We start from the raw sequence: 20,557 nt of genomic DNA, 5'->3' as shown, positions 1-20,557 counted from the left end.
GCCGACATCGCTTCCCCGGCGGGCGGCACCTCCTGAAGTCCGCGCTCTTGTCCCTTCCTGAAGGGCGCGGGCAACGGCGCGGCGGGTGAATTCCGCCGCGCCGTTTTTTTGTGGAGCGGGGCTTGTCATATGGATGAGGCTTTGTGTGCCCTGCGGGCACAGGAGCTTTACGCCTCTCGGCGTTTGGGCCGCCTCCCCGGCGCGGGGCAGGGGGCCGGGGACGGCTGTCCCCAGGCCCCCTACAACCCCCTGCCCCTGCTCTACGTTGTAGCCCGATGACGCGGCGTCCCACGGGTCTTGCTCGCGGGGCGCGCTACGCCCCGAAATCGCCGCGTGTCAACAAATTCCGGGTATGGGACCAGCGGCTTTCTCAACGCCAAACAGTGGATGGTATTGTGCGGCGCGGAGGGAGGCTTCAGCCGTTGGGGCAAGGCCGCCTTACGGATGAAGACAGCAGCGATAGGCGGCCCAAACGCCGAGAAGCGTAAGGCCCTCGTGCCCGCAGGGCACACAGAACATCATCCATGTGACAAGCCCTTTCCGTCTGACAGGATAAAAAGACCCTCAACGACACAACACAGATAAAAAACAGGAAATCATCCCCATGCGCCACATTGCAACAACGCTTGCCCTCACGGCCCTCCTTGCCGCCTGCCTTCTGGGCGGCTGTCTGGAGGGCAGCACCAGCGCCGCGCCCCAGACCGCCGTGGTCGACCTGGAGCGGATCATGTCACAATCCCGCGCCGCCGAGGCAGGGCGCGCCCATCTGGCCCAAGCCCGCCAGCGCCTGGAACAGGGCTTTGCCGATCTGCAAAAAGCCTGGGCCAAAGCTCCGGACAAGGAGCGCGAGGCCGTGCTCCGCGACGGCGCGCTGACCCTCCGCCGCCAGATGGCCGCCGAGGAGGCCGCCGTACAAAATGTCGTCAACGGCCTGCTGCTGGAAGAGGTCAAAGCCTGGCGCAAGGCCCACAAGGCCGCCCTGGTTCTGCCCCGCCGGAATGTGCTGGACGCCGACGCCAGTCTGGACATCACCACGGACGTGCTCAAGGGCATGGACGCCCGCAAGGCCGTCTTCCCGGCGCTGCCCGTGGTGTCCGTCAAGCTGCCCGGCGAGAAGGGGAAAACGCCGGAAACCCCCGGCCAAGCCAATCACAACGCCGCCCCCGGCGCAAAAAGGAAGTAAGCATGAGCGCACAGAAAAATTCCGGCAAGACCGGGGCCGAAGCCGCCGCTTCCGCCGAAGGCCAACAAATCCGCGTGGCCCTGAACAGCGCGCGGCTCCGCACGTCCTACGCCAATGTCTTCCAGACCCGCTGCACGGCCGAGGAAATCATCCTCTGCTGCGGCCTGAGCCAGCCCGAAAGCCTGAACGCCCCGGACGGCGGCACTGAAAACGTCCTGGCCGTGGACCTGGACCGGCGCATCGTCATGACCCCGGCCTCGGCCCAACGCCTGCTCCTGGCCCTGGACCGCGCGCTCAAGGAGCATGCCGCCCGTTTCAGCGGCAATATCGGCGGGGAAAACGCCTGACACAAATACCCCGGCAAACGCGGCAAGGCCCCCGCATTCCGATGGATGCGGGGGCCTTGCCGTCTGAGGGAAATAAGCGGGCTACGCCATGAACGCGTCGTACAGATCAATGCCGGTCCAGCACTCATAGAGCACCAGAATCATCAGAATGGTATTGCCCACCCCGTGAATCAACGGCAGCCAGAAGCGTTTTTTCTTGTATTTGTTCATGATCCCGCCGGTGATCAGTCCCAGAATGGACAGAACAATGATCGGCCAGGCCAGGGTGGCGTGGATGCCGGTAATATGGGTGGCCCCGAACAGGCTGTGCGTCACGTAAAAGCCGAAGGCCCCGGCCGTCCAGAGCAGCAGCCCCACAGTGCCCAGGCGCACGTGGGTCCGCCAGGGAAAGATGACCTTGCGGCCCCGCAGCATTTCAATGCGCTTCCAGCCCTGCCACATGGCAAGCAGGCCGATCAGCACCGCCAGGCTCTGCATGGCCGGATGCACCCAAAGAACCAATGTATCCCACATAGCACAATCTCCGGTAATAACGGTATGGCGACGTCCGACGCGCCACGCAAAAAAAAGCCCGCGCGCCTCTTGCGAAAGAGGGCCGCGCGGGCGGGCGTGGAACAGGTTTAGAACGTGTAATTCAGCTCTTCAAAATAGGCTTTGGGATGGGCACAGGCGGGACAGACGTCCGGCGCGCTGGTGCCTTCCACCAGACAACCGCAATTGAGGCAACGCCACACGGTAGGTTTGGAGCGCATGAACATGCGGCCTTCCTTAATGTCGCCGGCCAGTTTCAGGAAGCGCTTTTCATGATAGGCTTCGGCCACGGCGATGTTGCGCATGACCGAGGCGATTTCGGAAAAGCCTTCCTTGGCGGCCACATCGGCGAAAGAAGGGTACATCTGGGTGTGTTCATAGTTTTCACCGCTGGCGGCCTCGATCAGGTTGGCCTCGCTGCCCGCGATGACGCCGGCGGGATAGGCGGCCTGAATTTCCACTTCGCCGCCTTCCAGGAACTTGAACAGGCGCTTGGCGTGTTCCTTTTCCTGCAGGGCCGTTTCCGTAAAAATGTCGCTCACGAACACGTAACCGTCTTTCTTGGCCTTGGAGGCGAAGTAATCATAACGGTTACGGGCCTGGGACTCACCGGCGAACGCGGTCAGAATATTTTTTTCGGTCTGGGTGCCTTTCAGCGATTTCATAGCTACCTCAACTCTGAACATGCCTGGCATGGTTGAACAGTTGAAAAGACAAGGGGATAGAGCCGTTCACGCATAAAATGCGTCAACCGCTCTACAAGGATTTGTCTGCAAATCCTTGCCACGAAATGCGAGTAGGCGGGCTTTGCTCGCCGTAAACGAGCATTTCAAGTGTACATCTCACCAGACCCGCTATCCCCTGTTTCTTTTTCGTAACCTTTATCAATTTGCCTGTCAAGGCATGTATGCTCCCGCTTTATGACAATCGAATGAGCGCTTCCTCTCCGGATACGCATTTGATTCCATCCGTGCGTCTTCCTTCCTTAAGACCCGCGAACACAGCCGAACACAGTCGGCAAGTGAGCGGAGGCTTATTTTGCGGGAATTTTGCAAAATTGGCGATTTTTTTTGTGTGGGCAAAAACGCGCCGATAACGCCGCCCACACGAAAAAGGCGGATTTTATAAAATAACCGCAACGCTACAGGAAGCCTGACGCAAGAGCATTTTTCTTTTTCGTTCTATTTATTCGATTGTCCTGGTGCCCGCTTTAGGCCTCAGGCCTGCTCGGCGGCGTTGAGCTGGGCCTCCAGGGCCGCAATCTGGGATTGCAGGGCGTTCATCTTGCTGGTGACGCCCGCATCCGCCCCACCGCCGCTCAATTGGGAAGCCAGGCTCATAAGCTGGCTCTTGAGCGACTCGATCTGCTTCTTAATGGCTTCCGTGCTGTCGCTGCCCGAAGCGGACGCGCCGCCCGATCCGCCGCTGGCCCCGCCGCCCTGCGCTTCAGACGCCTCGGTTTCTTCTCCGCCGCTGTTCTGGTTCGCGTTCGCGGTTGTCGTTGTGGAGCTTCCCTTGTCGTACTGGTGAATTTTTTCCGAAAAGAGCTTCCGGGCCTCATCGGAAATGTCCACCGTATCGCCGGAAGAACCGCTCTGCCCCGTGGACGAGGATTTTTGTGAAGACGAATCCACGCCGTTGAGGGCGTTGAGATCCCAAAGGCCGCTTGCGCTGTAGGCGGATCCGATTTCCATGGTTGCGCTCCTGTGCTGGCTGGAGGGTGTCGTCATGAGATGGATTTTCGTGTTATGTCAAGGAGAACGAGCCTTTTAGCGCTGCTGTCTTTATCCGTAATGCTCGTTCCTCGCATAACGGCTAACGCATGCAGGGAGTGTACTCTTCTGGTACTCGACCGAAATAAAAGGCGATGTTCGACGCGGAGATAACCGAAAAGACACTCATGGCGACACCCTCTGGGAAAATATTGCTCCCACTGGTTGTCCCCGGCCCCTACAAAGCAAGTTTCGCGCCAAGAACGTCCGGGCTGTCGATACGCCGCTTTACAGCCTCCCCGGCCTGTGGCAGCCTGCCCCCATGCCTGCAAAAATTGCCGCCCCCGCGCCGGACGCCACGGCGGACTTCACGCTTGCCGACGGCACGCGGCTCACGGCCCGCGTGCGCCGTTCGCCCCGCGCCCGCCGGGCGCGCCTGAGCCTGGCCCCGGATGGCGGCTTGTTACTGACGGTGCCCGGCCACTGGTCCCCCTCCGCCGTGGACCAGGCCCTGCCCCGCTTTCTGCCCTGGCTGGAACGGGCCTGGCAGCGACATCAGCGCCGCGCGCCGGAAAAAGGCCTGCCGAGCGCCGTGGTCCTGCCCCTGCCGGGCCTGGAGTTCCGGGTGGAAACGGCCGGAGATCTGGCCGAGGGACGGCGGCACAGCCAGGCCCGCGCGCATTCCCTATTGGTCAGCCAGGGGGCGCGCCGCCTTCTGCTGCTGGAAACGCCGGGCCTGCTGCGCCTGTTCGGCCCGCCGGAGGACGCGGACCTTGGCGCTCTGGCCCTGCGCCGCTGGTGCCGGGAGCAGGCCGCCCGTCTGCTGCCGCCCTATCTGCTGCACCTGGCCGCCAGGGAAGGTTTTGCCGTGTCCGGCGTGAGCGTGCGGGACCAGCGGAGCCGCTGGGGCAGTTGTTCGCGGACCCGGCCGGACGCGCGGGAACAACGCGCGGCCCGTCCGCGCCGTGGCGTCAGCTTCAAGGATTTTTTGGGCAGGCTGCTGGGCGGGAAGAGTGAAAATGAGCCGGACAACGGCGCTGCCGTGCAGAACGCGGCGGGGCACATTAACCTGAACTGGCGGGCTCTGCTCCTGCCTGTACCCCTGCTGGAGCACCTTTGCTGGCACGAGCTCTGCCATCTGCGCCAGATGAACCACTCCCCGGCCTACAGGGCCGAACTGGCGCGCTTTTCACCGCACTGGCCGGACATGGAAAAAGAGCTCAACCGCGCCTGGCGCGGCCTGCCCTGGTGGGCCCTGCCCGGAACAGGCCCGGACGCGCGGAACCGCTGAAGGCTACCGGTAACCGGCACCCATTCTATCCCCCCCGCAGGCTATGCCGTGCCTGCGCAGTTTGGCGTAAAGGGTGGGAATCTTCATGCGCAGCAGCGCCGCCGCCCCGCCTTCGCCCCGCACCTTGCCTTTGGCCAGCCGCATGACCCGGCGCAGATAGAGTGCCTCGGCCTCCTCCAGGGTCGGCAGGTTTTCCGGCGCAACCGGGCCCTCCGGGAGAGGCGGCTCCGCCTGTCCGCCTTCCTTGCCCCCGGCGGCTGTCGCCGGGCCGCCGTGCAGACCGAACAGCAAGGGCAATCCGCCGCCCCGGTGCAGGATCACGGCCCTTTCCACAAGACTGCGCAGTTCCCGGATGTTGCCGGGCCAGGCATACGCCAGCAGTTCCCCGGCCTGCGTCTCGCTGAGCGGGGGAACGGTTTTGCCGTAGCGGCGGGCGAAGTGGCGGATGAAGGCGTTGGTCAGCGGCAGAATGTCCTGCTTGCGCCTGCGCAGGGGCGGCAGGGTCAGCGGGAACACGGCAATGCGGTAGAGGAGGTCCTGCCGGAAACGCCGCTCGCGCACCTCCTGCCAGAGATCGCGGTTGGTGGCCGCGATGAGCCGGAAGCGCGAATGCAGCTCCCTGGTGCCGCCCACGCGCATGAAGCGCCGCTCCTGCAGAACGCGCAACAGTTTGGTCTGCACCAGGGGCGACATTTCGCCGATCTCGTCAATGAACAGCGTGCCCTGATCAGCCATTTCAAACAGGCCGATCTTCTGCTTGAGCGCACCGGTGAACGCGCCCCGCTCATGCCCGAAAAATTCGCTCTCAAAAAGATTCTCGACCATGCCCGCCGGATGCACGGGGATGAACGGCCCCGGCCGCCCGCTGGCCGTGTGGATGTGCCGGGCCATGAGTTCCTTGCCCGTGCCCGTCTCGCCGCAGATCAGGATGGGCACGTCCGTGACGGCCCCGCTGGCGGCCTGAAGCAGAAGGTCGTGCAGGCCTTCACGCAGCACCAGGCAGTCGTCGCGGTCTTCCCGCAGAAAAATCGTGCGCAATTTGTCGTGCTGCTGGGCGATTTCCCGCTCCCTGAATGCTTCCAGGCGCAGGATGGCGCGCAGTTCCGCAGCCAGCAGGCGGCCTCCCCGCAAGAGCTCCTCCGCCGGAGCGGTGTCCGAGGGCGGCCCCGCATAGAGGCTGCTCATCCACAACAGCCAGGGACGGCCGCCGCTCTCGGCTAGGCGCAGCACCAGGCCGTGGCGTTCGTGCCGCAGCAAGGGGCGGCGGCTGCGCCGCGCGGCCTCGGCCAGCCAGTCCAGGCAGGGGCGCATGGCCGGGGAGCGCAGTTCCAAGGCGGACACGTTGGCGATATGCGCAAAGCGCGGCTCTCCTCCCTCGCCGGGACGAAAAAGCCCGCCGCGCTCCTGGCGGAAGGCGTCCATGGCCGCCCGCACGAAGTGCTGCAGAGCCTCCTCGCAGGAATCAGGCAGGTCAAGCGCGCTGAAAATGGCGTGACAGCGTTCGGACACGCTCTTGCCCACCAGGCCCGCTTCGGAGAAGGCCGCCCCGAAAAGCTCGAAAGCCGCCGGGCATACCTCCAGGCAGGCCCGGCAGGCCTCGTGGTATTCCACGCCGCGCAGATCCCGCCCCGTGGCCTCGCGCACCATATCGTGCAGCAACCGGGCTTCCCCGGCGTCTCCGTCGCGCTCCTGGGCCCGGGCCAGAGCGTGGACCGTAAGAGTCAGGGAGTGCGGATCGCCCAGCGTGCGGAATATGTCCAGGCTTTGCCGCAGCAGGGCCACGGCGTCGCACGGCGTCGCTGCCGCATCCAGCAGTTGCAGGGCTCGGATGCGCATGGCCGTGCCCTTCAGATGCCGGTTGGCCCCCTGTAGAAAGCTCCGCAACAGGGCGTCGGCTTCATAGCCGGGAATGGCCGGCCAGCCGTTGCGTGAAAAGACATACAGCATATCCAGCACCAGGGGATCCTTGAACGTCACGGGCTTGTCGCCCCGCGCCAGAAGACGCCGGGTCCGGACATCCAGCAGAGTGTGTGCGCCGCGCGCGTCGCCCTCCATGAAAAGCAGCAGGGCGTGCGCCCTGGTGACGTGGGAATGCACAATGGAGTGTTCCGCATAGAGCGGCGAGGCCTCCAGAGCGCGCAGCACGGCGCGCATGCGCTGCCTGTCGCCCTTGCGCAGGAGCAGAAAGCAGGAATTGCTCCGGAACATGGCCGCTGTGAGTTCGTCCCCGGCCAGCATGGCCTTGCGCTGAAAGTGCTCCACGCTGCCGAGCGCGAAATGGAACTGGTGCAGATAGCCCGCGCTGAACAGGGCGCAGACCCCCAAGGTGTCGTAAAAGCGGCGGTGGCACCAGGCCATGTCTTCGGAACAGCGGTTGAAACAGGCAATGATTTTTTTGAGATCCCCGCGCATATAAGCCAGTTGCCCCTCGAACAGGGGCAGAAGGTTGTCGTCTTCCGGCCCAAGGAGCGCCTTGACCGTATTCAGGGCCGCTTCCAGCCTGTCGGCCAGGCGGCTGGAATTGTTGCCCACAAAAACGTGCAGATAGAGACGGGAAAGCAGCAGCATGGCCATGAAACGCTCATTGCCGCTGTTGCGGGCCATGCGGTAGGCGCGCGCCGTCAGGCGCAGAATTTTACGCAGCAGAGAGAGGGAACTCAGTGGGAAGCCCTGCAGGGCGAAGAGCAGATTCAGAAAACCGCCGTCCAGAGCCGCCGGGTCGGCGGCGCGGCGCGCGCACCAGCGCATCAGAAAAGCCACCAGCACTTCCAGCAGGGGCACCAGTTCCACATCCGCACGACCGCCAGCCCAGGCGCCGCGCAGGATGTCCGTGCACCGGCGCGGTCCGGCCCCCTCGTCGAGCAGACTCAGAAGGGCTCCAGCCCGATGTTCCGGCGGCCAGAGGCCCGCGAAGAGCCGGGCGCGGACAAAGGCACCGGCCGCAGGGCCCGCCCTCCAGCGTGGCGTGCCGCCGGGCACGCGCTCCGCCATGCGCAGGCGCTCCAGCGCGGCCAGGCCCTGTTTTCGGGCCGCATCGTCGGGCCGCGCGGCCTCGCCCGTAAGCCAGCGGAGCTCATCGGCGCTCAGGGGACGGGGGGCAAGATGCAGGGCCAGAACATGGGCCGCTTGGTCGGGCGACAGCATGGCGGGACTCCTTCAGCGCGTATCCGCGCCTCAGATGATGACAAACCCCGCTTACGCGGTGTTTGCGCCGCCGTCGGCTCGTTTTCAGAAAAACTTGCCGGGCGGAAAGGCACAAAAATCAGTCGCTGCGCTACGGTCCGTTTCCCTAAGCCGCGTTACAGCCAAGAGAAATACCCGGCGCCGGGCACCCTTCGGACAGCTAACGGCACGGCAACGCCGTGACCTGCTTCTGATTTTTGGCCGCGTTGGCGTTGCCAACGCTCAGAGGCGCGTATCCGCGCCTCCACGGCTTTGTATACAAAGTTATATTTATTCAAAATCAAAGACAAGTTTTGAATAAATTTTCATACAGAGCAGCGTCGCCCTCTCTTCAATTCATAATAATTATCTGTTTTTCAAGAGTATTTTTCAGAACAACTTCTGGCACCTCCCTTGCTCCATACGGAGTACGGGCCGCCCTCCGCGCGGTCCGAAATTCCGCTCCACACGAGGTGCCGTATGCAATGTTGCGAAAAGACCCTGTACCACAATGGCCGCATCGTCATGCTGGACGCTGGGGAACGCACGGCTGAAGCCGTTCTGGTGGCTGGCGGCCGCATTGAAGCCGTGGGCGGGGCGGCGGAGCTGCGCCGCCTGGGCGGCCCGCGCCTGAAAGAAACGGATCTGGACGGGCTGGTCGTCTATCCCGGCTTCATCGACACCCACAGCCACCCGGACATGCTTGCCGCCTGGGCTCCCTATGCCTACTGCGGCGGCACGGCCGACCTGGCCTCGGCCTTGGACGTTCTGCAACGGCACGGCCGGGAGCAGAATCAGCCCGTTCCCATGGGTTACGGTTTCGACGACACGGCCGTTGCCGAACAGCGCGGCCCGAACCTGGCCGAAATGGACGCCCTTTTTCCGGACAGGCCCGCGCTGCTGCTGCACATCTCCATCCACGCGGCCTACGTCAACAGCCGCATGTACGGCCTGCTGGGCATTCCCCCGGACCGGCCTTCGGACAATCCGGACGTGGTCTGCGAAAGCGGCCGCCCCAACGGCCTGATCACCGAAACTCTGGCCCTGGAAGCCCTGGGCAAGCTGCCGCCCGTGACAACCACAGCCCTGAAACAGGGTCTGCTCCGCGCCGTGGAAAGCTACAACGCCCAGGGCTTCACGGCCTGCATCGGCGGCGGCGCGGGCCTGGGCGGGCTCACGCCCTGGATGGTTTACGAGGCTCTGGCCGGGCTGGAGATTGAGGGCCGCCTGCACCTCCATATGCACATGCCCGTGTTCGCGGACTGGTTTGAGCGGGTGCTGGAAACGGGCCTGCTGGCCGGAACAGGTTCGCCCCTGCTGCGCTTCCACGGCATCAAGCTGCTCGTGGACGGCTCCATCCAGGCCTACACCGCTGCCGTGCCCGAGGGCTATCACAGCCGCCCCGAAACGCGTCCCGCCCCCATCATTCCCCAGGACGAGCTGGAGAACGCCGTCTTCAAAGCCCACAGCGCGGGCCAGCAGGCCGTCATCCACGGCAACGGCAACGGCGCTGTCGAAGCCGCGGTCCGCGCCGTGGAAAAGGCCCAGGCCCGCTGCCCCCGCAGGAACCCGCGCCACCTGCTCATTCACTGCCAGATGGCGTCGGACGAACAACTGGCGCGCATGAAGGCCGTGGGCCTGTGGCCCTCCTTTTTCGGCCTGCACGTCTGGAACTGGGGCGACCGCCACCACGACATCTTTCTCGGGCCGGAGCGCGCCGCGCGCATTGACCCCTGCGGCGGCGCGGCGCGCCTGGGCCTGCCCTTCTCCCTGCACGCCGACACCCCGGTGCTGCCGCAGATGACCATGCAATCCATCCACACCGCCGTGAACCGGCGCACGCGCGCGGGCCGCCTGCTGGGCCCGGACCAGCGCGTGCGCGTTTTGGACGCCCTGCGCGCCTACACCACCCATGCGGCGGCCATGTGCTTCGAGGAAGACCGGCGAGGCAGCATCGAACCCGGCAAGCTGGCCGACTTCACCCTTCTGGATGCCGACCCGCGCGCCGTTGCGCCGGAAGACATCAACAAAGTCAACATCGTCTCCGTGATCAGCATGGGCCGCCCGGTTTGGGGCACTCTGAAGGACTGACGGTTTCCACTCCCCACATGAAAAGCCGCCCGGACGGGCGGCGCCACAGCACGAGGAGGATTCCATGGGCTGGTATCTCGGCTACATCATCGTCTATTTCCTGATCATGTTCGGCATCGGCTTTTACTATTTCCTGAAGGTCAAGAACGCCGACGACTATCTTATCGGCGGCTGGAGCATGGGCTTCTGGCCCATTGTGGGCACGGTCATCAGCACCTGGTGCGGGGCTTCGGTCTTTATCGGCACCGTGGGCCTGGGCTTCCAGGTGGGGGCTTCGGGCTATATCCGTTTCAGCCTTGCCAGCGTCATCTTCACCCTGATTCTGATCCTGGCCTTCGGCCGCGCCCTGCGCCGCCAGCGCCTCTACACCCTGGCCGACCTTTTCGGGCAGCGTTTCGGCGTGCGCGCGGGCATCATTCCCTCCCTGCTCTCGGCCGTGGTCTACGCCATTCCCACCACGGCCATGCAGTATCTTGCCATGTCCACCATCTGGTCGGCCTGCTTCGGCATGGACGTGGGCAACGCGCTGGTTCTCTCGGCCGTGCTGGTGCTGGCCTTCACCGTGCTGGGCGGCCTGCCCGGCACCATCGTCACCGACGCCCTCCAGGCCGTGCTGATCATCACGGGCATCGTCATTCTGGCCGTGGCCTCCGTGAGCCTGGCCGGGGGCATGGGGCCCATGCTGGCCGCCACCCCGCCGGAATTTCTCTCGCCCGCGGGACCATACGGAGCCAAGGAGGTCGCCCTGTTCTTCATCTCCGTGGGGCCTTTTTATCTGGTCTGGCAATCCTCCTGGCAGCGCATCTTCGCCGCCAAGTCCGAAAAGGTCTCGCTCAACGCCAATACCCTGGGCGTGCTGATCTGCTGCGGGGTTTTTGTCTGCCCCATTCTCATCGGCCTGGCCGCCCGACAGTTCCTGCCCCCGGACATCAACCCGGATCTGATCTTTTCCACAGTGACGCGCGATCTGCTGCCCCCCTATGTGGGCGGCCTGATCTACTGCGCCCTGCTGGCCGCGCTGGTGACCGGGGCCGACTCCTTCATCCTGCAGGGCTCGTCCAACCTGACCCATGATTTCTACCGCCAGCTCATCAATCCCAAGGCCGACAACCGGCGGCTCATGCTGGTTTCGCGCCTCACCGTGGCCCTAGTGGCCCTGGCAGCGCTGTGGGTGGCCTTCAACTTCACGGGCATCATTGCCATCTACCAGTGGGCTCTGCGCCTGACGGCCACCACCATCGTGCTGCCCTTCCTCGCCACCATGCTCTGGCGCGGCCTGACCCGCGCCGGGGTTATGACGGGCATGCTGGGCGGCCTGGTCTCCACCGTGGCCTGGCCCTATCTGGGCCTGGACTTCGACCAGACCCTGTTCGGCTTTCTTTTCAGCGCGCTGGGCGTGTTCGGCGTGAGCCTGGTCACCCGGCACCATCCCGAGGAGCATGTGGCCGCCGTACTGTGGGACGATCTGCCCACCGCCACCATGCGGCGCTGAAGAAGACGTATTCCGGACGCATCCTCCGGTCCCAAAGGGAGGCCGCCGCCTCCCCCAACGACAGGGTCCCGCGAATTTTCGCGGGACCCTGTTTTATCAACCTTAGAGCAGTTCACGCATGCAATGCGTGAACTGCTCTAAGGTTGCAGATCGCCCATGGAATCCGCCCGCCCGGCCACCACCAGGGTGTCGCCGCGATGCAGCACCGTGCGCGCCGGGGGCACGAAAATGAAAGAACGCTCGCCCACCGGGCGAATGCCCATGACCATCACATTGAAACGCTGCATGAGGTTGAGGTCCACCAGGGTTTTGCCGTCCCAGTGGTCCACGCGCAATTCCTGGATGGCGATGCCCCCGTATTTGGGGATCAGGTCCAGCATGCCCGGATAGGTGAGCTGATGGGCTGCCATGACCGCCGCGTCGGTTTCCGGCACCAGGGCGCGGTCCACGCCCAGGCGCTGGAGAATCTTGCGGTGTTCCTCGTTGGAGGCCTTGACCAGGATTTTAGGGCCGCCCAGTTCCTGCACGTTGAGCGTGACGTTCAGGGACTGCTCCACGCTCTGCCCCACGCTGATCACCACCCAGTCCAGATCCTGGATGTGCAGGGAACGCAGCACGCTGATATTGGTGGCGTCGGCCCGGTAGACCGAGTTCAGGGTCTCTTCGGCCAGTTGCACCCGGGTTTCGGACATGTCGATGCCCACCACGGTATGCCCCAGGGAAACCAGGGTGGTAGCCATGCGCAGGCCGAACTTGCCGAGGCCGATGATCCCGATCTCCAGTTTTTTTTCAGGCATGTGATTTCCTTTCTTCCACATTTGAAACAGGTGGATTTTTCGTCGCTGACAAGGAAGGCAAGTTTTTTATGAAGGGCGTGAACTCTTCGGTTCACAACCGGAATAAAAAACGAGGCCTGACGCGGTCAGCGGCGAAAAGGCCGCCTGTTTAGCCGATGGGGAGCTGGGCTTCGGCTACGGTATACGCCTTCTTCGGCTGCAAACTCTGCACGGCCATGAGCAGGCTGAGCAGGCCCACGCGTCCGGCGAACATGTTGAAGATGATAATCATTTTGCCTTCCGCGCTCAAATCCGGGGTCAGGTTCACGGAAAGGCCCACAGTGCCCAGCGCGGACACGGTTTCGAAAAGCAGGCGCAGCATGGAGACACCCTCGCGCCCGGTGCGGTGCAGAATGCCGTTTTCCGTAATGCTCAGCAGAAAAGTCGAAACCGCGATGAGCATGGAATAGAGAAAAAAGAGGGTCAGGGCGCGGGTGACGTTGCCCCTGGTCACGCCGCGTCCTTCCAGCACGATCTGCCGGTCGCCGCGAAACTGGGCGGCCACGTAGCCCGTGAGCACCCGGAAGGTGACCACCTTGATGCCGCCCGCGCAGGAGCCGGGCCCGGCGCCGATGAACATCAGGGCCATGAGCACCATGAGGCTCGCCTCGCTCAGAGCGGCCATGTCCACGCTGTTGAAACCGGCGGTGCGCGCGATCACGGACTGGAAAAAGGAGGTAATCGCCAGGTCGAAGCCGTCGCCCACGCTCTGCTCGTTGCCCGCCCGGAAAAATTCGATGCAGAAAATCAGCACGGTGCCCGCCACGATCAGAAACAGGCTGGTCTTGACCACCAGGCGGCTGAAACGGCTCAAGCGATGCACAGGGGCGCCGAACCTGCCGCCGCTGAGCAGGCCCAGGAATTCCCGCAGCACGCCGAAGCCGATGCCGCCCAGAATGACACTGCCCGCGATCACCAGGTTGACCACCGGGTCATCGCGGAAGGGCATCAGATTGTCGGGGCTCAGGGCAAAACCCGCGTTGCAGAAGGAGGAAACAGCGTGAAAAACCGCGCTGAAGGGGTGAAAAAAGCGGGGATCATGCAGATAGAGCAGCATGGCGGCAATGGCTTCGATACTGAAAACCAGGGCCAGCACCTGGCGCACAAAAGCCGCCAGATTGAAATCGCCGCCCAGCAGGGCCTGGCTGACCGCCTCGCGGTTGGTAAAAGGCACGTTGTTGCGCCAGAGCAGAAAGATGATGCTCGTATAGGTCATGACGCCCAGGCCGCCCAACTGGATCAGGAAGAGCAGCACGCCCTGGCCGAAGGGGCTGAGCACCGAACTGATGTCCACGGGCGTGAGCCCGGTGACGCAGACCGCCGAGGTCGCCAGAAAGCAGGCGTCCAGGGTCTGCAGTTCCCGGCCCGGATGCCAGCTCGGCGGCAGGCAGAGCAGCACGGTGCCCAGGGCGATGGCTCCCAGAAAGGAGAAGACCGGCCAGGTAAGAGGGCTGAACAAACGCTTGCACTGCATTGCAGTGGTGTATTCCAGGCGTGGGGGGATTGCAAGGCGCGCCGCCCACGCCGAAGCGGGTCCAGCCCTTCGGGCCCGGAGGCTTACGCATGCAGGCCCCTGGGGCGAATCCGTCCAGGAGGCTCCGCAGCGGCCCGAGCCGGTATATTTTTTAGCCCCGCGCGCGGCGGCCTTGCCTGACGCTCCACCAGGGGCTAGAGTAATTGAGCTGTCCTCTTTCATACTTATTCAATTCCACAACGGATGCGCCCCGTTTGGAATCCCCTGTCGATGAGGATGCCATGGCCGTTATTTCCTCGGGCAAGACATGCATGCAGATGGAACGCCGCCGTGTCCTGCTGGGCGCGAGCCTTCTCTGCCTGGGCATTCTGGCCCTGTCCGCCTTTTCCTGTTGGAGTTTTTCCAGCCTGCTGGCAAATCAGACCAGCGACCACGCGGTCAAGCTCGCCCGTTTGTCCATCAGCAAGGACCTGGCCCTGCGCGCCTGGGTGGCCGATCTCGGCGGGCTTTACGCGCCGGTGACCCCGGGCACGCCCCCCAATCCCTGGCTGGCCCCTGAAAACCGCGATTTCACCCTGAGCAACGGCATGGCCGTCACCCGCATCAACCCGGCCTATGCCTTCCGCCTGGTGCAGGAACGCTGGATGAAGGCCTCCACCGGCCAGGGACGGCTGGTGAGTCTCAGGCCCATCCGGCCCGCGAATCAGGCCGACCCGTGGGAGGCCGCCGCGCTGGAGGAACTGATCCGCAACGACGGCGAGGAAAAGCTCGGCCCGGACGATGCGGGCGGGCAACAGCGCGTCCGCCTGATCCATATCCTGCGGGCCGAAAAGAGCTGCCTGACCTGCCACGCGGTCCAGGGATACAGGGAAGGCGAGGTCATCGGCGGGCTCAGCGTCAGTCCGCCGCTGGCGGAAATGGCCCATATGCAGGAGGTGCTGAGCGGCAAAATCACCCTGCTGCACGTTCTCTTCGCCCTGTTCTGCATTCTGGGCGTGGCCTGGTTCAGCATGCGGCTGCTGCGGCGCGTTGACCAGCGCAACGCCGCGCGCGACGCGCTCCAGCATCTGGCCGACAGCCTGGAACGACGCGTGGAGGAACGCACCCGCCAGTTGAGAGCCTCCCAGGCGCACAGCCTGCGCCTGCTCAACGCCACCAGCGACGGCATCATCGGCACGGACAGGGACGGCGCCATCAGTTTTGCCAACAGCGCCGCCCAGGCCATGCTGGGCTATGCGGAAAACGAGCTGATCGGCAGAAACCTGCATGAAACCCTGCATCCCGTCCTCCCTGACGGCTCGCGCAATCCCAAGAAAAGCTGCGCGCTTTGCCGGGCGCGGCTGGGGTCGGAAAACATGCGTTTCAGCCTGAAATCCTTTCTGCACAAAAACGGCTCCATCGTGCTGGTGGACGGCAGCATCGCCCCCATTCTGGAAGACGGCGCGGCCACGGGCTCCATTCTGGCTTTTCACGACGTGGGCGCCGCCTACAAGACCGAACTCTGGCAGCGCCTCATTTTCGACAGCGCCGGGGAGACGTTCTTCATCTGGGATGAAAACCACAAACTCCGGGATTGCAACGCGGCCGCGGTCAAGTGGCTGGGCGTGGGCTCCAAGGAGGAGGCGCTGGCGCGCATCAAGGAACTGCAGCCGCCCCTGCAGGAGGACGGCACGCCCACGGCCCGGGCCCTGGCGCGTGTTTTCTCGCTCTGCGATCGAAAAGGCATGGTGCATACATGCTGGATGTTCCGCCACGCCGACGGCAGCCCGCTGCCCTGCGAAGGGGTGATGGTGCGGCTGACCTCTTCCCTGGCCCGGGGCTACTTCGCCTCGGTGCATGACCTGCGGGAGATCCGCGCCTATGAGGCGACGCTGCAAAACGAGCGCCGCCTCTTGAGCGACGTGGTGGAGGCCGCGCCCTCGGCCATGCTGATCTGTACCGGCGAGAGCAACGCGCGCATGTTCAACCCTTCGGCCGCGCGCCTGACAGGCTTGGCCGCGGGGGAAAACTGCTCGGGCATCTGGGCGGATTATCAGGGTTATCTCGATCTCTGCGCCGGAGCAGAGCAAGGCCTCCCGGCGGTCAACATCCCCATGGCCGTCCGGCGGCTGGACGCTCCGGACGGCCCGTGCCGGGAAACCCTCGCCAGCATCAGCACCATCAATTACCGGGGTAATCCGGCTCAGCTGATCTGGCTTCAGGACATCACCGAGCTCAGGGCCGCGCGCCTGGCGGCGGAGGCCTCCACCCGCGCCAAAAGCGACTTTCTGGCGCGCATGAGCCACGAAATCCGCACGCCCATGAACGCCATTCTGGGCATGACCCACCTGCTGCTCCAGACCCGCGTGGACGAACGCCAACGCCACTATCTGGAAAGCACCCGGCAAGCCGCGCGCAATCTGCTGGGCCTGCTCAACGACATTCTCGACTTCTCCAAAATCGAAGCCGGGCGCATGACCATGGAAAACGCGCCTTTTCTCCTTTCGGAAGTGTTGGAAAATCTTGCGGACCTGCTCGTTTTCAGCGCCGCTGAAAAGGGCCTTGAGCTGCTCTTCTACGTGGGGCCGGACGTGCCCTACGCTCTGGTGGGCGACAGGCTGCGCTTTTCGCAGGTGCTGACCAATCTCGCCAACAACGCCCTCAAATTCACCCATCAGGGCTCCGTGACCCTCAGCGTGCACCTGGAGTCCAAAGACGCGCATCAGGCGCGCCTGCGGGTGGAGGTGCGCGACACGGGCATCGGCCTGACCAGGGAACAGGCCGGCACGCTGTTCCAAGCCTTTCAGCAGGTGGACACCTCCACCACCCGGCGCTACGGCGGCACCGGCCTGGGGCTCGCCATCTGCGAGCGTCTGGTGGGCATGATGGACGGCCGGATCCAGGTGGAGAGCGAGCCGGGCAAGGGCAGCGTCTTTGCCTTTACCGCCGTTCTGGGCCTCGGCGACGGCGCGCCCGTGGACGCCGCCCCGAGGGAATTTCGCGGCAGGCGCGTGCTGCTGGCCGCAGGTTCCCCCGCATGCCGCGACGTGCTGGCGCGCCTGCTGGACGACCTGCGCATGACGGTGCGCACCGTGGATTCCGGCACGGCGGCCCTGGAGGCGGCGCGCGCGGCCCTGGCGGAGGGCGCGCCCTTCGACCTGGCCCTGGTGGACCATCATCTGCCGAGAGAGGGCGGCCTGGACTGCGCGGCGGCTCTGGGGCGGCTCAGCAACGGCCTTCTGCCCAGGCTGCTGCTCGTTCCGGCTTCCTATATGGATCAGTACCACGACGCGCCCGGCCTGGACGCCGGAACGCGCATCCTGCCCAAGCCCGTCTGGCGGGCCTCGTTGCGCAATGCCGTCGTGGCGGCCCTGGGCCTTGACCTGCCCCCCATCCCCCTGCGCGGGAGCATGGAGCGGGACGAACCCGACGATACGCGCGCCATGGCGGGCGCGCGCGTCCTTCTGGCCGAGGACAATGAAATCAACCAGGAAGTGGCCCTCAATCTCCTGGAAGGCCTGGGCATGCGGGTCGTCCTCGCCAAGGACGGGGCCGAGGCCGTGGAGCTCTGCCGAGGACAGTCCTTTGACCTGATATTCATGGACATTCAGATGCCCATCATGGACGGACTGACCGCCACCCGCAAAATCCGCGCGCTGCCGGGAATAGGACCGTCCGAGCCGCCGATTATCGCCATGACGGCCCATGCCATGAGCGGCGACCGCGAAAAAAGCCTGGAAGCGGGCATGAACGACCATATCACCAAGCCCATTGATCCCCGGACTCTCAGGCGGAAACTGTGTGCCTGGCTGGCGCGCACGGCAGCGTAGGCCTTTCGCCGCGGGGAGGCGGGGCGCGCAAGTCCCCCTGCGGGCAACGATCCTCGGCCAACGGCAGGCGGCGCGGCCCGTTGAGCACGCGCACAAAGTCCTTTACAGCGCCACGGGGCCAAGCTATAGATGACGAGAGCTAGGGGAGCCGCGCGGGATGTGTTTTGCGAAAACACGTCCAGGGCGGCTGAGAGTGGGGAATCAGCCCCAGACCCTGTGAACCTGACGCAGTTCGCACTGCCGGAGGGAAGCTGCAGCCGCACCCGCTTTCCCCGCAGGTTGTGGCTTTTTTTGCGCCCTGCGTCGCAACCCGCGAGGCACTCATGTCATCTTCGCTCTGCTCGAAAAACGCCGCCCTGCGCGGCCTGCTCGACCGGCATCTGGCCGCCCTGGCCCAGGAGGAGGGCCTGGCCCCCGAAGCCATCACCAGCGCCCTGGAAGAGGGCAGCATGGTGCTTCTGGGCAACCCGGCCCATGAGGGGCTCAGGCCCATCCTGGTGGGACAGCCCTCCCGGATCAAGGTCAACGCCAACCTCGGCACGTCGCCGCTCTGCAACTGCCCGGAAACCGAAAACCGCAAGATCAAGGCCGCCCTGGACGCCGGGGCCGACACGGTCATGGACCTGTCCATCGCCGGAGACCTGGACGCCATCCGCGAGGGCATGCTCAAGGCCTGCCCCCTGCCCCTGGGCACGGTGCCCATGTATGCCGTGGGCCAGCAGATCCTGGACGCCGAGCGCGACATCAGCAGCATGAAGCCGGACGACCTGTTCGCTGAGATCGAAAAACAGGCCCGCCAGGGCGTGGATTTCGTCACCGTGCACTGCGGACTTTCCCGGCGCGGCGCGGAACTGGCCGTCAAGGACAACCGCGTGCTGGGCATTGTTTCGCGCGGCGGCTCCATGCTGGCCCGCTGGATGCTGGAAAACAACCGTGAAAATCCGCTGCTGGAATATTTCGACCGCCTGTTGGACATCTGCCTGCCCTACAACGTCACCCTGTCCCTGGGCGACGGCCTGCGCCCCGGCGCGGGCGTGGACGCCGGCGACGCCGCCCAGTGGGAAGAAGTGATCAACCTGGGGCAGCTCGCCAAATACGCCCTGGAAAAGGGCGTGCAGTGCATGATCGAAGGTCCGGGCCACGTGCCGCTGAACCAGGTGCGCACCCAGATCCAGGGCATCAAGCGCCTGACCAACAACGCGCCCCTCTATGTGCTGGGGCCGCTGTGCTGCGACAGCGCGCCCGGCTATGACCACATCGCCGGGGCCATCGGCGGCGCTCTGGGCGTGGAAGCCGGTGTGGACTTTCTCTGCTATCTGACCCCGGCCGAGCATTTGACGCTGCCGGACGTGGACGACGTGCGCGCCGGGGTGATGGCCTCGCGCGTGGCCGCCCATGTGGGCGAAGTGGCCCTGGGCCGTCCCAGGGCCGTCGAACGCGAAGCCGCCATGAACGCAGCCCGCAAGGCTCTGGACTGGGAAGGCATGTCCAAAGCCGCCCTGGACCCGGCCCAGCTCGCCAAACGCCGCGAGGCCCACAAGAGCGAGGAAGTCTGCGCCATGTGCGGGAAGTTCTGCTCGGTGAAGATGCTGCGCGGCCATTAGGAGCTATTTCTAAATTGTCCTTTCGCCCTCTGCCTGCGTTAGGCTCGCCCCGTGCGAAGGTCGAATATATTTGAATATACTCCCTTCGCCCAGGACTCGCCTTCCTTGGCAGAGAACGAAAATACTTATTTAGAAACAGCTCCTAGAGCGGATTCACGTTAAGAATGTACATTCTTAACGTTTAAAGACTCTCACTTCGGCGCTTAACAGCGCAAATAAATTGCATTTACGCCTTCGTGGCGGGCACTTTTAAAGTGAAATTACTCCAGGGCCTGTTGACACTACTGGGATTTTGTTTGCCGGCAAGGAGAACAAGCCTTTTATGAAAGGAGTGTACTCTTCTGGTACTCGCTTCAGCCGTTGCGACGAAGGAAGCTACGGATGAGGACAGCAATGAGTTACACAAAACTCCTCTCATCGAAATCACTGTCGCTATCCGTAACACAGCAGAGCTGTGAACGGCTAGCGCGACTGGAATAAAAGGCGAAGTTCGACAAAGCCAGCGGGCAAAAGAATGTAGTGTCAACATGCCCTAAGCTGAGCAAAATGATTAATGAGTAAAATCAAAACCACCCGCATAGCGGGTGGTTTGCTCCAGCCCTATAAGGGCTTGTTACCGGCCAGCGTCTAAAGGCGCTGGCTTTCACTTTGTTCAAGCCCAGTGCCCTTGCCGCTTTGGCTTACCCCTGGAAGGGGTTTTGGTATTCTCGGGTACTTACTCGATCTTGCAGAATATCATGCTTCTCTTGCTGCTGAATGTATTTTTTGACCGTTACCTCATTGAGTCCTACCGTACTGACGAAATATCCTTCCGCCAAGAATTTCCTATTGCCAAATTTGTACTTCAGGTTTGCATGCTTATCGAAAATCATCAATGAGCTTTTTCCTTTCAGGTACCCCATGAAACTTGATACACTGATTTTTGGAGGAATACTCACCAGCATGTGCACATGATCCTGGAGTTGCCCCTGCTAAACCGGACACTCCAAGTTTTGCAATGAACGGATAAACTCACGAGGTGAGAG

The 20,557-nt window shown here is 63.7% G+C and carries 14 protein-coding genes, 1 pseudogene and 1 riboswitch; of the genes and pseudogenes, 8 read left to right on the top strand and 7 right to left on the bottom strand.

Annotated features, from left to right (window positions below; translation table 11 throughout):
• Positions 1 to 129: 129 nt before the first annotated feature.
• The 3 genes from HMPREF1022_RS18300 (at position 130) to HMPREF1022_RS14130 (ending at position 1,530) form a co-directional block, all read left to right on the top strand.
• Positions 130 to 279, top strand: a complete 150-nt coding sequence (locus tag HMPREF1022_RS18300) for a hypothetical protein (protein WP_156803000.1) — start codon at positions 130 to 132, stop codon at positions 277 to 279.
• A gap of 325 nt (positions 280 to 604) precedes the next feature.
• Positions 605 to 1,183, top strand: a complete 579-nt coding sequence (locus tag HMPREF1022_RS14135) for an OmpH family outer membrane protein (RefSeq protein WP_009303624.1) — start codon at positions 605 to 607, stop codon at positions 1,181 to 1,183.
• A gap of 2 nt (positions 1,184 to 1,185) precedes the next feature.
• Positions 1,186 to 1,530, top strand: coding sequence for a DUF3467 domain-containing protein (locus HMPREF1022_RS14130; RefSeq protein ID WP_009303623.1), 345 nt, complete (start codon positions 1,186 to 1,188; stop codon positions 1,528 to 1,530).
• Between the two features lie 81 nt (positions 1,531 to 1,611).
• Here the strand turns inward: HMPREF1022_RS14130 and HMPREF1022_RS14125 are convergent, their stop codons facing one another.
• The 3 genes from HMPREF1022_RS14125 to HMPREF1022_RS14115 all read right to left on the bottom strand — a co-directional run bounded on the left by HMPREF1022_RS14125 (position 1,612) and on the right by HMPREF1022_RS14115 (position 3,755).
• Positions 1,612 to 2,043: a hypothetical protein gene (locus HMPREF1022_RS14125; RefSeq protein WP_009303622.1), complete on the bottom strand. Its 432-nt coding sequence runs from the start codon at positions 2,041 to 2,043 to the stop codon at positions 1,612 to 1,614.
• Between the two features lie 107 nt (positions 2,044 to 2,150).
• Positions 2,151 to 2,726, bottom strand: a complete 576-nt coding sequence (gene rbr, locus HMPREF1022_RS14120) for a rubrerythrin (protein WP_008685449.1) — start codon at positions 2,724 to 2,726, stop codon at positions 2,151 to 2,153.
• A gap of 552 nt (positions 2,727 to 3,278) precedes the next feature.
• A complete protein-coding gene (locus tag HMPREF1022_RS14115) occupies positions 3,279 to 3,755 on the bottom strand; it encodes a FlxA-like family protein (protein WP_009303621.1) in 477 nt (158 codons plus the stop codon).
• A 340-nt stretch (positions 3,756 to 4,095) separates the two neighbouring features.
• Here HMPREF1022_RS14115 and HMPREF1022_RS14110 point away from each other — a divergent pair, with 340 nt between their 5' ends.
• Positions 4,096 to 5,064 carry a M48 family metallopeptidase gene (locus HMPREF1022_RS14110; RefSeq protein ID WP_009303620.1) on the top strand — a complete coding sequence of 323 codons (969 nt, stop codon included), beginning with the start codon at positions 4,096 to 4,098 and terminating at the stop codon, positions 5,062 to 5,064.
• Positions 5,065 to 5,067: 3 nt separating this feature from the next.
• On the opposite strand, the gene HMPREF1022_RS14105 is transcribed toward HMPREF1022_RS14110, so the two are convergent.
• A complete protein-coding gene (locus HMPREF1022_RS14105; protein ID WP_009303619.1) occupies positions 5,068 to 8,208 on the bottom strand; it encodes a sigma 54-interacting transcriptional regulator in 3,141 nt (1,046 codons plus the stop codon).
• Positions 8,209 to 8,706: 498 nt separating this feature from the next.
• Here HMPREF1022_RS14105 and HMPREF1022_RS14100 point away from each other — a divergent pair, with 498 nt between their 5' ends.
• Both HMPREF1022_RS14100 and HMPREF1022_RS14095 read left to right on the top strand, forming a co-directional pair.
• Positions 8,707 to 10,317: an amidohydrolase gene (locus HMPREF1022_RS14100; RefSeq protein ID WP_009303618.1), complete on the top strand. Its 1,611-nt coding sequence runs from the start codon at positions 8,707 to 8,709 to the stop codon at positions 10,315 to 10,317.
• 64 nt (positions 10,318 to 10,381) lie between these two features.
• A complete protein-coding gene (locus HMPREF1022_RS14095) occupies positions 10,382 to 11,809 on the top strand; it encodes a sodium:solute symporter family protein (protein WP_009303617.1) in 1,428 nt (475 codons plus the stop codon).
• A gap of 137 nt (positions 11,810 to 11,946) precedes the next feature.
• On the opposite strand, the gene HMPREF1022_RS14090 is transcribed toward HMPREF1022_RS14095, so the two are convergent.
• Together HMPREF1022_RS14090 and HMPREF1022_RS14085 are read right to left on the bottom strand one after the other, a co-directional pair.
• Positions 11,947 to 12,606 carry a potassium channel family protein gene (locus tag HMPREF1022_RS14090; protein WP_008685441.1) on the bottom strand — a complete coding sequence of 220 codons (660 nt, stop codon included), beginning with the start codon at positions 12,604 to 12,606 and terminating at the stop codon, positions 11,947 to 11,949.
• A gap of 148 nt (positions 12,607 to 12,754) precedes the next feature.
• A complete protein-coding gene (locus tag HMPREF1022_RS14085) occupies positions 12,755 to 14,104 on the bottom strand; it encodes a TrkH family potassium uptake protein (RefSeq protein ID WP_232221614.1) in 1,350 nt (449 codons plus the stop codon).
• Between the two features lie 296 nt (positions 14,105 to 14,400).
• Between HMPREF1022_RS14085 and HMPREF1022_RS16745 the strand changes: the two genes are divergently transcribed.
• Positions 14,401 to 17,928: a response regulator gene (locus tag HMPREF1022_RS16745; protein WP_009303616.1), complete on the top strand. Its 3,528-nt coding sequence runs from the start codon at positions 14,401 to 14,403 to the stop codon at positions 17,926 to 17,928.
• Between the two features lie 131 nt (positions 17,929 to 18,059).
• Positions 18,060 to 18,194: riboswitch (TPP riboswitch) on the top strand.
• A 57-nt stretch (positions 18,195 to 18,251) separates the two neighbouring features.
• Complete coding sequence (gene thiC / locus HMPREF1022_RS14075; RefSeq protein WP_008685438.1) at positions 18,252 to 19,532, top strand: phosphomethylpyrimidine synthase ThiC; 1,281 nt, start codon at positions 18,252 to 18,254, stop codon at positions 19,530 to 19,532.
• 680 nt (positions 19,533 to 20,212) lie between these two features.
• Here the strand turns inward: thiC and tnpA are convergent.
• Positions 20,213 to 20,491, bottom strand: a pseudogene (tnpA, locus tag HMPREF1022_RS14070) (IS200/IS605 family transposase); the annotation flags it as partial.
• Positions 20,492 to 20,557: the final 66 nt, after the last annotated feature.

This window comes from Desulfovibrio sp. 6_1_46AFAA (assembly GCF_000224635.1).
Lineage (GTDB): Bacteria > Desulfobacterota > Desulfovibrionia > Desulfovibrionales > Desulfovibrionaceae > Desulfovibrio > Desulfovibrio fairfieldensis.
Note: the sequence above shows the minus strand (reverse complement) of the source record. Positions and strands in the feature narration are given on the sequence as shown.